Raw genomic sequence first — 12943 nt, 5'->3', positions numbered from 1 at the left:
CATGGCGGTAATACGCGCACATTGATGAAGGAGACTGTCGTGTCGGCGAACAGCTTCGACGCCCGCAGCACGCTGCGCGTGGGCGACGAGTCGTACGAGATCTTCAAGCTGGACAAGGTCGAGGGCTCCGCGCGCCTTCCCTACAGCCTGAAGGTGCTTCTGGAGAACCTCCTCCGCACCGAGGACGGCGCGAACATCACCGCCGACCACATCCGGGCCCTCGGCGGCTGGGACTCGCAGGCCCAGCCGAGCCAGGAGATCCAGTTCACGCCGGCCCGCGTGATCATGCAGGACTTCACCGGTGTGCCCTGTGTCGTCGACCTCGCCACCATGCGTGAGGCCGTCAAGGAACTCGGCGGCGACCCGGCGAAGGTCAACCCGCTCTCCCCGGCCGAGCTGGTCATCGACCACTCCGTGATCGCCGACAAGTTCGGCACGAAGGACGCCTTCGGCCAGAACGTCGAGCTGGAGTACGGCCGCAACAAGGAGCGCTACCAGTTCCTGCGCTGGGGCCAGACCGCCTTCGACGACTTCAAGGTCGTCCCCCCGGGCACCGGCATCGTCCACCAGGTGAACATCGAGCACCTGGCCCGTACGGTCATGGTCCGTAACGGCCAGGCGTACCCCGACACCCTCGTCGGCACCGACTCCCACACCACCATGGTCAACGGCCTCGGTGTGCTCGGCTGGGGCGTCGGCGGCATCGAGGCCGAGGCCGCGATGCTCGGCCAGCCGGTCTCCATGCTGATCCCGCGCGTCGTCGGCTTCAAGCTGACCGGCGAGCTGCCGGCCGGCACCACCGCCACGGACCTCGTCCTCACGATCACCGAGATGCTGCGCAAGCACGGCGTCGTCGGCAAGTTCGTCGAGTTCTACGGTGAGGGCGTCGCCGCCACATCCCTCGCCAACCGCGCCACCATCGGCAACATGTCGCCCGAGTTCGGCTCCACCGCCGCGATCTTCCCGATCGACGGCGAGACCCTGAACTACCTGAAGCTCACCGGCCGTTCCGCGCAGCAGGTCGCGCTCGTCGAGGCGTACGCCAAGGAGCAGGGCCTCTGGCTGGACCCGTCCGCCGAGCCCGACTTCTCCGAGAAGCTGGAGCTCGACCTCTCCACGGTCGTCCCCTCCATCGCCGGCCCGAAGCGCCCGCAGGACCGCATCGTCCTGGCCAACGCCGCCCAGCAGTTCGCCCAGGACGTCCGCAACTACGTGGACGAGGTCGACGAGGCGGGCAAGGAGTCCTTCCCGGCCTCCGACGCCCCGGCCAACCACCCCAACGGCGCCCCGTCGAAGCCGGTCACCGTGACCGCCCCCGACGGCTCGACGTACGAGATCGACCACGGCGCCGTCACCGTCGCCGCGATCACCTCCTGCACCAACACCTCGAACCCGTACGTGATGGTCGCCGCCGCGCTCGTCGCGAAGAAGGCCGTCGAGAAGGGCCTGACCCGCAAGCCGTGGGTCAAGACCACCCTCGCCCCGGGCTCGAAGGTCGTCACCGACTACTTCGACAAGGCGGGCCTGACCCCGTACCTCGACAAGGTCGGCTTCAACCTCGTCGGCTACGGCTGCACCACCTGCATCGGCAACTCCGGCCCGCTGCCGGAGGAGGTCTCCAAGGCCGTCAACGAGCACGACCTCGCGGTCACCTCGGTCCTCTCCGGCAACCGGAACTTCGAGGGCCGCATCAACCCCGACGTCAAGATGAACTACCTGGCGTCCCCGCCGCTGGTCGTCGCGTACGCCCTCGCGGGTTCGATGAAGGTCGACATCACGAAGGACGCGCTCGGCACCGACACCGAGGGCAACCCGGTCTTCCTCAAGGACATCTGGCCCTCCGAGGCCGAGGTGAACGACGTCGTCGCCAACGCCATCGGCGAGGACATGTTCAACAAGTCCTACCAGGACGTCTTCGCGGGCGACGCCCAGTGGCAGGCGCTGCCGATCCCGACCGGCAACACCTTCGAGTGGGACACCGAGTCCACCTACGTGCGCAAGCCCCCGTACTTCGAGGGCATGACGATGGAGACCACTCCGGTCACCGACATCGTCGGTGCGCGCGTCCTGGCCAAGCTGGGCGACTCGGTCACCACCGACCACATCTCCCCGGCCGGTGCCATCAAGGCCGACACCCCGGCGGGCCAGTACCTCACCGAGCACGGTGTGGAGCGTCGTGACTTCAACTCCTACGGCTCGCGCCGTGGCAACCACGAGGTCATGATCCGCGGCACGTTCGCCAACATCCGCCTGCGCAACCAGATCGCGCCGGGCACCGAGGGCGGCTACACCCGCGATTTCACCCAGGACGGCGGTCCGGTGTCGTTCATCTACGACGCCTCCCGCAACTACATCGAGCAGGGCACCCCGCTCGCGATCCTGGCGGGCAAGGAGTACGGCTCCGGCTCGTCCCGCGACTGGGCCGCCAAGGGCACCGCGCTCCTCGGCGTCAAGGCCGTCATCGCCGAGTCGTACGAGCGCATCCACCGCTCGAACCTCATCGGCATGGGCGTCCTCCCGCTCCAGTTCCCCGAGGGCGCCTCGGCCGAGTCCCTCGGCCTGACCGGCGAGGAGAGCTTCTCCTTCACCGGCGTGACCGAGCTGAACAACGGCACGACCCCGCGCACGGTCAAGGTCACGACGGACACGGGCGTCGAGTTCGACGCGGTCGTCCGCATCGACACCCCCGGCGAGGCGGACTACTACCGCAACGGCGGCATCATGCAGTACGTGCTGCGGAACCTGATCCGCGGCTGACGCATCGGGTGACACACGAAGCGGGCCCCGCTCCTCGGAAGAGGAGCGGGGCCCGTTCGTCTGTTCGTCAGGCGCTCGCGTGCCTCGATCAGAACATGAAGCGGTACGTGTTCCAGCCGCCGGTGCCGATGAGGGCCTTGGGCTTGAACGGGGCCGCGGCGTTGCCGGTGCCCGAGTAGCGGTAGAGCTTGCCGCCCGTGTCGCGCGCGATCAGGTCTGCGCGACCGTCGAAGTCCAGGTCGCTGACGCCCACGAGGCTGTTGAACGCGTTCCAGCCGCCACCGATCTTGGTGCGGGCCGCGAACGGGGCCTTGTAGTTGCCGGTGCCCTTGTACAGGTACAGCGCACCGGAACCGTCGCGCGCGACGATGTCGGCCTTGCCGTCACCGCTCAGGTCGCCGACGCCGGCGATCTGGGTGTACTGGCCCCAGCCGCCACCGACCAGGGTGCGGCCGGTCAGCTTGCCGTCGCCGTAGCCGAGGTAGAGGTACAGCTTGCCGGACGCGTCGCGGCCGAGCATGTCCGGAGCCGGGGCGCCACCGAGGTCGCCCGGGACCAGGACCTTGTTGTAGATGTTCCAGCCCTTGCCGACGGTGATGCCGCTGTCCTCGACGTCGCCGTCGGCGTAGACGAGGGTGCCGTCGTTGGTCCACGCCCACAGGTCCTCGGCGACACCGTCACCGTCGTTGTCGGCCTGCTGGGCGTTCTTGAAGATGTCCCAGTCGCTGGTCTGAAGCTCGCGAGCCTCGTAACCGCCGGTGCTGTTCGGCGCGTACCAGTACATGTGGGGGCCGGAGACGGCACCCAGGTAGCGGAAGTCCGCCTCGGCGGCCGACGCGGCCGCCTTGTTCGCCTTGGGGGCCGCGAGGGCCTGGGCCGCCGCCGAGACGGCCTTCTCCGCGGGCTTCGGCGCCTCGGCCGCGACCGCGCTCGTGGTCGTGGCGACCAGGGCGGCCGTTATCGCCGCGACCGTGACACGGGACAGGACGCCCGTGGTGTTCAGGCCAGAAGAGTTGGCCACGTGGTTCTCCCGTTTTTGGTGGACACGATCCGCCGCGTCTGGTCGAGAGTGCGGCGGACCACTCATGCCTGTGGATCCTCGCACGGGATCTTCACAGGGCAATTTGTTTGTGACAGAACTGTTTCGGATAGGTGCCTTTGTTTGCCCGGAGTTCGCTGAACGCTTCCGCATTCGCCGACTTCGCCTCTCCGTCGTCCCAAGCAAACGGGCCCCGCTCCTCTTTCGAGGGGCGGGGCCCGTTCGGTTCTCTCACGACCGCGCCCCGAGGGCGCGAGGCGTCAAGGACGCCGAAGCCGTCAGAAGATCAGGCGGTACGTGTTCCAGCCGGTACCGATCTTCGTGCGCGCCTTGAACGCGGGGGACGTGGCGCCCGTACCCGGGTACAGGTACAGGTTGCCCGCCGAGTCGCGCGCGACCAGGTCGGTGACGCCGTCGTAGTCGACGTCGCCGCTGGAGACGAAGGTGGGCAGGCTGTTCCAGCCGCTGCCGGCCTTGTAGCGGTTGCCGAACGGCTTCTGGTAGCTGCCCGTGCCCGGGTACACCCAGAGGTTGCCCGCGGTGTCGCGAGCGACGACGTCGTTCTTGCCGTCGTTGTTCAGGTCACCCTTGCCGGTGATCTGGTTCATGGAGCCCCAGCCGGTGCCGACCTTGACGCGCGGGGCGAACTTGCCGTTGCCGTACCCGAGGTACAGGTACAGGTTGCCGGCCGCGTCGCGGGCGAGCAGGTCCGCCGGGGCAGCTCCGCCGAGGTCGCCCACGGAGACGACCTTGTTGAAGACGCCCCAGCCGCCGCCGAGGTCCGTGGTCGACTGGCCCCAGGCGGTGTAGTGCAGACGGCCGCCGGTGACGCCCCAGGCGCCGTCGGTCTCGCCGTCGGCGTTCTGGTCGGCCATCGTGAAGTGGTTCGTGCGCTCCCAGCCGCTGCCCACGTACTGGCGCGGGCCGAAGCCGCCGGTGCCGGTCGGCATGTAGGCGTACATGAAGCCGTCCCGGTCCACGCCGCGCAGCTCGCCGTCGGCGACGGCGGACGCGCCCTGGGTGGCGAACGTGCCCGCCGCCGGGGCCTGGACGTCGGTCGCCGCGGCCGCGGAGCGCGGCTGCGGCTGGTCGGCCGCGACCGCGGCCGTGGTGGTGGACACCAGGGCGGCGGTTATCGCCGCGACGGTGACACGGGAGAGGAACCCCGTGGTGTTCAGGCCAGAAATCTTGGCCACGTAGTTCTCCATCTGTGGTCGAAAGGCGCGGTCCGCCACGCCATCGAGGGCGCGGCGGACCGCTTATGCCTGCTGATTTTCTCACAAAATATTCACGGGCCAACTGGTTTGTGACACAGCTGTTTCGGAAGAGTTCCTACGCCCGTCGCCTCAGTGCAGCAGCTCCACTTCCGCCATCTGCGCTTCCCCGTCCAGGACCAGACGGTACGTCGTGAACGACCCCGGCGATCTGACCGTGAATGCCCGGGTTTGGCGGTCCCAAGTGAACGACTCTCCGGACCTCTTGTCCAGGTCCGTCCACTTCTGTCCGTCCGTCGAGCCCTGCAGCACCCACCCCGACGGCGCCGAATCCGCCGCCGATGACGTCAGCGTGTACTGCACCGCCCGCGTCGGCTCCGCGACCGGCAGCTCCACCGACGTCACCGTCGCCGATGTCGCCGAGGTGTTGTCGACCAGCGGACCCGTCCCCGTCGTCGCGTCCTCGCGCGGTGACGGGGCCTTGCCGTCCGGGGTGATCGAGACAGGGCCGGCCTGCTTGCCCGTGCCCCAGGACGACGGCCTCGGGCCCATGTCGAAGGTGAGCGTGCCACCGCGGGCCAGCAGGTCGTGCGGGAGGGCGGTGGAGTTCCAGCGCTTGCCGTCGACCTTCACGCCCTGCACGTAGATGTTCTTCGCGCTGTTGCGCGGGGCCTCGACCACCAGCGTGCGCCCGCTGTCCAGACGGAGCGTCGCCTTGGTGAAGAGCGGCGAGCCGATCGCGTACTCCCCGCTGCCCATCACCAGCGGATAGAAGCCGAGCGCGGAGAAGAGGTACCAGGCCGACTGCTCGCCGTTGTCCTCGTCGCCGTGGTAGCCCTGCCCGATCTCGCTGCCGGTGTACAGACGGGAGAGGACCTCCCGCACCTTCTCCTGCGTCTTCCAGGGCTGCCCGGCCGCGTTGTACATGTACGGGACGTGGTGGGCGACCTGGTTGGAGTGGCCGTACATGCCCATCCGGACGTCCCGGGCCTCCGTCATCTCGTGGATGACGCTGCCGTACGAGCCGACGAACTCCGGGCTCGCCGTCTCCGGCGTCGAGAAGTACGTGTCCAGCTTCTCGCCGAGCTTCGACCGGCCACCGTACAGCTGCGCGAGGCCCCGCGAGTCCTGCGGCGCCGTGAACGCGTAGCCCCAGCCGTTCGTCTCCGTGTAGTCGTGACCCCAGATCCTCGGGTCGTAACTCGCCGACGGCACCCGCCACTCGCCCTTGAGGTCACGGCCCTGGAAGAAGCCGGCCTTGCCGTCGAAGAGCGAGACGTAGCTCTGCGCGCGGGAGAGGAAGTACGCCGCCTCGTCCTGGTACCGCTTCTTGCCGGTCTTCTCGTGCAGCGCCTGCGCCATCTTCGCGATGCCGTAGTCGTTGAGGTACCCCTCCAGGGACCAGGAGAGGCCCTCGTGGGTCTCCGTCGACGCGTAGCCGAGGAAGGGACTCGTCTCCATCCCCTTCCGGCCCACGCCCCGGCTCGGCGGCACGACCGTGGCGTTCTTCAGCGCCGCCTCGTACGCCGCCTCCGCGTCGAAGACCACGCCCTTGACGTACGCGTCCGCGAACGCCACGTCCGAGGACGTGCCGGTCATCAGGTCGGCGTAGCCGGGGGAGGACCAGCGGGAGATCCAGCCGCCGTCCTTGTACTGCTGCACGAAGCCGTCGACCAGCTCACCCGCCTTCTTCGGGGTGAGGAAGGAGTACGCGGGCCAGGTCGTGCGGTAGGTGTCCCAGAAGCCGTTGTTGACGTACACCTTCCCGTCCACGATCTTCGCCCCGGTGTGGGTGGGGGTGTCCTGGCCCGTCATAGGGGAGAAGGGGCTGGCGTACCGGTGCTTCGAACCGACCTTCTCGAAGCCCGAGTTCGGGTAGAGGTACAGGCGGTAGAGGCTGGAGTACAGCGTCACCAGCTGGTCGTGGTTCGCGCCCTCGACCTCGACCCGGCCGAGGATCCGGTCCCAGGCGTTCTGCGCCCGCTCCTTCACCTTCTCGAAGCGGCTGCCCGCCGGGAGCTCGTCCGCGAGGTTCGCCTTCGCCTGGTCGACCGAGATCAGCGAGGTGGCAATCCGGAGAGTGACCGTGCGGTCCGCGCCCGCGTCGAAGCGGAAGTGGCCCTTCACGCCCTGCCCGGCGGAGCCGGTGACCGGCGCGTCGAAGACGCCGTACACGAACATCCGGGTGGCGCCGGTCGACAGGCCGCTCTTGACGTCGGAGAAGCCGGTGAAGGAGCTCGTCGCCGGGTCGAGGGTGAGCCCGCCCTGGTCGGTGACGTTGTCGAAGATCACGCTCGCGTCCTCACCCGGATAGGTGAAGCGCATCATCGCCGCGTGGTCCGTCGGGGTCATCTCGGCCTTCAGGCCGTTCTCGAATGTCACCCCGTAGTGGTGCGGCTTCGCGGTCTCCTTCTCGTGCCTGAAGGCGAGCGCCCGCGCGCCCCGGTCCGTCGCGGGAACGCCGGCCGCCGCCGAGGGCATCACCTGGAAGGTCTGCCGGTCACCCATCCAGGGGCTCGGCTCATGGCTCGCGGCGAAGGCCTGCACCGTCGGCAGGTTGTCCGCGTTGTTGCCGCGCGCGTACTCGTACAGCCAGCTCTGGGAGGCCGCGTTGGTCACCGGCGTCCAGAAGTTGAAGCCATGCGGGACCGCGGTGGCCGGGAACGTGTTGCCGCGCGAGAACGAACCGCTCGAGTTCGTGCCCCGGGTCGTCGATGCGTAGTCGGAGAGCCGGGCGAGCCGCTTCTCGGGCGCCTTCGGCTTAAGGGCGATGTCGTCGATCCAGCCCTGGAACTTGGCCGGACCCTTGGGGGAGTCGTACGCCACCAGGATCCGGTCCACCGTCTTCCAGGCCGCGACCGCGCCGATCCGCGCGGAGACCTGGTTCCACTGGTTGACGTAGAGCCGCTTGGCCGCGCCCTGGCCCTGCGGGGACAGCGTCCCGCCGTGGTAGTCGGTGGCCCGCAGGTCACTCAGATAGGTGCCGTCGGTGAAGGCCAGGTCCACCGACACGTTCGTGGCGGGGTAGTTGAGGTCGGTCTCGGGGAGCGAGGGGAAGATCCGGTACGAGAGCTCGGTGTCCCGGACGATCCGGGTGTCCACGTCGAAGACCCTGTTGTACGAGTACGCCCGGCCGTCCGGCTTGTGCGTGCCGGCGTAGCGCAGCGCCCGCGTCCCGGTGAAGCCCGCGTTCGCCTTGGCGGTCGGCGAGCCTCCGGGGCCGCGGTCGACATGGCTGCGCATCTCCTCGGGCACGGGGGCGGAGGTGTCCCCGTTCGAGAACTGAACGTCCGCCAGTTGGGTGAGATTCGCGCCCGAATTCTTCGTGACCTCAAGACGGTAGTGGGCGTACGCCGTTTCGTTGGTGAAGTCGAACGTTCGAGTCTCGAAGCGCTTGGCGAAGCTCTGGCCCGACCGGGTGTCGAGGACCTTCCACTCCTTGCCGTCCGTCGAACCCTTGAGGGTCCAGTTGCGGGGGTCGCGCTCGGCCGCGTCGTTCGCCGAGGTCAGCGCGTACGTGACCACCTTGACCGGCTCGTCCAGGTCGAACTCGAGCCAGGCGGTGGGCTCGAAGACCAGCCATTTCGTACTGGGCTGGAGGTCGACCAGGTTTTCCTTGGTCTCTCCCGAACCGGCGTTCTCACCGCTGGCCCGAAGCGTCGTCACCTTGTCGGTGACATTGCCCGGTATTCCACTGGCGAATCCGCCGTCGACCCCCGACGCCCGCTGGGCGCCGTCCGCTGCGACGTCCACCGAATTACGCCAGGTGGGCTGAGTTTCGTCCGATTCGAAGGAGGTGGTGAACTCCCGGGAGGTTGTGTCCGTTTGGCCGGGAAGTGCCTGTGCCACCGAGGGTGCCGAGCTCAGTACCAATGCCGTCGACGCGAGCAGCGCGGCGGCTCTGATGCGGGGGTTCCGGGACCGTGACCGGGTGCGAATTCTGGGCTCCATACCGTGCCGCCGCTCCTGCCGCTGGATTTGGACAACGTTGTCATCTGCATGGCGCAGGCTCCAGTAGGGGGCCGAATGGCAGGTGGTGTCAAGGGTGTTGACGGCAAGTCGAGGGATGAAACGGCACTTATGCGCCGTCATAATCCGGGAGGTCTCAACTCGGGAAAGACTGACGCGCAAACCGGCTTTCGATCTTGCTCAGGAGAAGGGAAGTGGACTATACCTGTCGGCGTCCGGACCGTCGTACCACTCACCCGACGGCACGACGCCTGTACGTGTACGACCCAAGCTGCATTCGAATGCGGTGGCGGGGCCCTTCGCCTGTGGCGAGCAGAAACGGGCGACCGGTACACCGCCTGAGTCCTGAATGAAGGCGAGGACTTGAGCATGGGATCCACCTCCGCGCACAACGACGAAGGCCGCACCAACGAGGGCATCGACCGCCGCGGTCTGATCAAGCGCTCCGCCGCTCTCGGTCTGATCTCGGTGCCGACGATGAGCTTCCTCTCCGCCTGTGCCAGCGGCGGCACCACCGACGGCGGCGACAAGGTCGAGAAGGGCACCAAGTCGGAGAAGAACCCGCTCGGTGTCAACGGGTCGGCTCCGCTGGACTTCGTCCTCTTCGACGGAGGCTTCGGCCAGCAGTACGCCAAGGACGCGGTCAAGGTCTACGAGGGCACCTATCCGCAGGCCAAGGTCAAGTTCACCGCCACCCAGAAGATCACCACCGAGCTGCAGCCGCGGTTCAACGGCGGCAACCCGCCGGACCTCATCGACAACTCCGGCGCCGAGCAGATGGACATGGGCGTCCTCGTCGGCCAGAAGCAGCTGGCCGACCTCACCGCGCTCCTCGACGCCGCCTCGATCGACGACCCGAACAAGAAGGTCCGCGACACCCTGCGCCCGGGCATCGTGGAGATGGGCCAGTTCGACGGCGCCCCGGTCTGGATCCTCTACTACGCCTACACGATCTACGGCGTCTGGTACTCCCAGAAGCTCCTCGACTCGCTCGACGCGAAGTACCCCGAGACCTGGGACGAGATGCTGGCCGTCTGCGAGAAGGCCAAGAAGAAGGGCATCGCGGGCTGGACGTACGCAGGCAAGCACCCGTACTACGTCCCCTTCTCGCTCTACCCGATGATCGCCAAGGTCGGCGGCCGCGAGGTCCTCGACGCGATCGACAACCTGGAGCCGAAGGCCTGGGAGCACCCGGCCGTCAAGGCCTGCTTCGAGGCGTACTACGAGCTCCAGCGGAAGGGGTACATCCTCCAGGGCACCCCGGGCCTCGACCACATCCAGTCGCAGACCGCCTGGACCGAGGGCAAGGCGCTCTTCATCCCCAACGGCTCGTGGGTGGAGAACGAGGCCGCGAAGACCATGCCGGCGGACTTCAACCTCGCCGTCTCCGCCCCGACCGGCATCGACTCCTCCGACAAGATGCCGTTCGGCACGATCTGGGCCTCCGGCGGTGAGCCCTTCATCGTCCCGGCCAAGGCGAAGAACGCCGAGGGCGGCATGGAGCAGCTGCGCATCATGCTCAGCGAGGCCTCCTCGAAGAACTTCACCAAGTCCGTGAAGTCGCTGACCGCGTTCAACGGCGGCACCGACGGCATCGAGCTGACCCCGGGCCTGAAGTCGGGTGTCGCGGCCCTCGACAAGGCCGGACAGAATGTCGTCAACCCGCGTCTGCAGGACTGGTACGTGGCGCTGCAGAAGGAGAAGATCGGTGTCGCCGGCATCGGCGAGATGATGGCGGGCCGGGCGACTCCGGCCGAGACGATCAAGAAGATCCAGAAGTTCGCCGACGAGGCGGCCAAGGACTCCTCCATCAAGCACTACAAGCACCAGTGAGCTGTGCCGGGGCCCCTTCCCGCCGACCGGGAGCGGGCCCCGGCTCCTTGCGTAGGGAACTCACGCCACGCACGGCACCAGCGGCTACTCCGCGGGAAGATCGGGGTCGGTAGGAATGCAACACGGCAAGTACCGTTTCATCGTGGGGTTCCTGGCGGTTCCCCTGGCCATGTACGCGTTGTTCGTCATCTGGCCCTTCATCCAGTCCATCTACTACTCGTTCACGGACTGGAGCGGTCTCAGCCCCGAATTCCGGATGGTCGGGTTCGACAACTACAGCCGCATGCTCGACGACGAGGTGTTCTGGAAATCGCTCCAGCACAGCCTGACCTTCGCGGTCGTCCTGCCGCTGGTCACCGTCGGCCTGGCGCTGTTCTTCGCGTTCATGCTCAATGTCGGCGGTCGGCGCCGCCGTGGAGCGGCCGTCGCAGGTGTGCGCGGCTCGTCCTTCTACAAGATCGTGTACTTCTTCCCGCAGGTGCTGTCCATCGCGATCGTGGCGCTCCTCTTCCAGTTCGCGTACAACCCGAACAGCGGAGCCATCAACTCGGTCCTCAAGGGCGTCGGACTCGGCAGCATCCAGCCCGACTGGCTGGGTGACCCGAACCTGGCCCTCATCTGTGTGATGGTCGTCCTCGTCTGGTCCACGGTCGGCTTCTTCGTGGTCCTCTTCTCGGCGGGCATGGCCTCGATCCCCAAGGACTTCTACGAGGCGGCGCTGCTCGACGGCGCCAACCGGTTCACCACCTTCTTCAAGATCACCCTGCCGCTGCTCTGGGACACCGTCCAGTCCGGCTGGATCTACATGGGCATCCTGGCGCTCGGCGCCGAGTCCTTCGCGGTCGTCCAGATCATGACGGTCGGCCCCAACGGCGGTGGGCCGGACTACTCCACCATCGTGCTGCCGCTGTACGTGTACCAGAAGGCCTTCCGCGACGGTCAGGCCGCCTACGCGACCACGATCGGTGTCGCGCTGCTCGTCGTCACGCTGCTCTTCGCGGCGGTCGTGATGCGGCTCGGCCGGCGCGAGCGGCTGGAGTACTGATGCTGTGTCTTCCCGGGGGACAGCCCTCGGACCCCCAGCAGGAAAGCAGCTCGGTCGCGGTGGCCGGCACGACAGCACGAGGTGACCTCCGGTGAAAGCCATCGACAGCCCTCCCGCCGGCGCGGCGCTGCCCGAGCCGCCCGAGCCCGGCGTCACGAAGGTGACGACGAACCCGCCCCCCGCTCCCCGCAGGACGAGCAAGGCGGAGGGCGCGACCCTCAACGTCTTCTCCCACGGCATCCTGATCATCTGGGCGATCATGGTGGTCATGCCGCTGCTGTGGGCGGTCATGACCTCCTTCAAGACCGACCGGGCGATCTTCACCTCGCCCTGGGCGCTGCCCGACAAGCTGCACTTCGAGAACTGGTCGCGCGCCTGGACCGAGGCGCACATGAGCGACTACTTCCTGAACACCATCCTGGTGGTGGGCGGTTCGCTGATCGGCACGCTGCTCTTCGGTTCGATGGCGGCCTATGTCCTTGCCCGCTTCGACTTCCCGGGCAACCGCTTCATCTACTTCCTCTTCATCGGCGGGATGAGCTTCCCGATCATCCTGGCGCTCGTGCCGCTGTTCTACGTGCTGCAGAACATGGCCCTGCTCAACACGCTGCACGGCCTGATCCTGGTCTACATCGCGTACTCGCTGCCCTTCACGGTCTTCTTCCTCACGGCCTTCTTCCGCACGCTGCCGACCTCGGTGGCGGAAGCGGCCTTCATGGACGGCGCCTCGCACACCCGGACCTTCTTCCAGGTGATGCTGCCGATGGCCAAGCCCGGCCTGATCAGCGTGGGCATCTTCAACTTCCTGGGCCAGTGGAACCAGTACCTGCTGCCCACCGTGCTCAACACGGAGCAGGACCAGAAGGTGCTCTCGCAGGGCCTGGTGCAGCTCGCCGTCAGCCAGGGCTACAAGGGCGACTGGTCGGGCCTGTTCGCGGGCCTGGTCATGGCGATGCTCCCCGTCCTCGCCGCGTACATCATCTTCCAGCGTCAGGTGGTCGCCGGACTGACGGCCGGCGCGGTGAAGTAACGGCCCCGGAGACATCGGAGGGCGGCCCCCGTGCGGGGGCCGCCCTCTGTTCCGTG

Annotated in this window: 7 protein-coding genes; 4 read left to right on the top strand and 3 right to left on the bottom strand. The window is 67.6% G+C overall.

Annotated elements, in window-relative coordinates; all coding sequences use genetic code 11:
• Positions 1 to 39 precede the first annotated feature (39 nt).
• Positions 40 to 2757, top strand: a complete 2718-nt coding sequence (gene acnA, locus ACGFYP_RS14675) for an aconitate hydratase AcnA (protein WP_393492069.1) — start codon at positions 40 to 42, stop codon at positions 2755 to 2757.
• A gap of 88 nt (positions 2758 to 2845) precedes the next feature.
• Here the strand turns inward: acnA and ACGFYP_RS14670 are convergent, their stop codons facing one another.
• The 3 genes from ACGFYP_RS14670 to ACGFYP_RS14660 form a co-directional block, all read right to left on the bottom strand.
• Positions 2846 to 3778: an FG-GAP repeat domain-containing protein gene (locus ACGFYP_RS14670; RefSeq protein WP_393492065.1), complete on the bottom strand. Its 933-nt coding sequence runs from the start codon at positions 3776 to 3778 to the stop codon at positions 2846 to 2848.
• A gap of 296 nt (positions 3779 to 4074) precedes the next feature.
• Entirely contained in the window at positions 4075 to 4992 is a 918-nt protein-coding gene (locus ACGFYP_RS14665) for an FG-GAP repeat domain-containing protein (protein ID WP_393492062.1), read from the bottom strand.
• Between the two features lie 150 nt (positions 4993 to 5142).
• A complete protein-coding gene (locus ACGFYP_RS14660; protein WP_393492338.1) occupies positions 5143 to 8961 on the bottom strand; it encodes a GH92 family glycosyl hydrolase in 3819 nt (1272 codons plus the stop codon).
• A 387-nt stretch (positions 8962 to 9348) separates the two neighbouring features.
• Here ACGFYP_RS14660 and ngcE point away from each other — a divergent pair, with 387 nt between their 5' ends.
• From ngcE to ACGFYP_RS14645, 3 genes are all read left to right on the top strand, one after another.
• Positions 9349 to 10812, top strand: a complete 1464-nt coding sequence (gene ngcE, locus ACGFYP_RS14655) for an N-acetylglucosamine/diacetylchitobiose ABC transporter substrate-binding protein (protein WP_393492059.1) — start codon at positions 9349 to 9351, stop codon at positions 10810 to 10812.
• A gap of 115 nt (positions 10813 to 10927) precedes the next feature.
• Positions 10928 to 11857, top strand: coding sequence for a sugar ABC transporter permease (locus ACGFYP_RS14650; RefSeq protein ID WP_361440953.1), 930 nt, complete (start codon positions 10928 to 10930; stop codon positions 11855 to 11857).
• Between the two features lie 91 nt (positions 11858 to 11948).
• Positions 11949 to 12887, top strand: coding sequence for a carbohydrate ABC transporter permease (locus ACGFYP_RS14645; protein ID WP_393492054.1), 939 nt, complete (start codon positions 11949 to 11951; stop codon positions 12885 to 12887).
• Positions 12888 to 12943 lie beyond the last annotated feature (56 nt).

Source organism: Streptomyces sp. NPDC048370 (assembly GCF_043200825.1).
Classification (GTDB): domain Bacteria; phylum Actinomycetota; class Actinomycetes; order Streptomycetales; family Streptomycetaceae; genus Streptomyces.
Note: the sequence above shows the minus strand (reverse complement) of the source record. Positions and strands in the feature narration are given on the sequence as shown.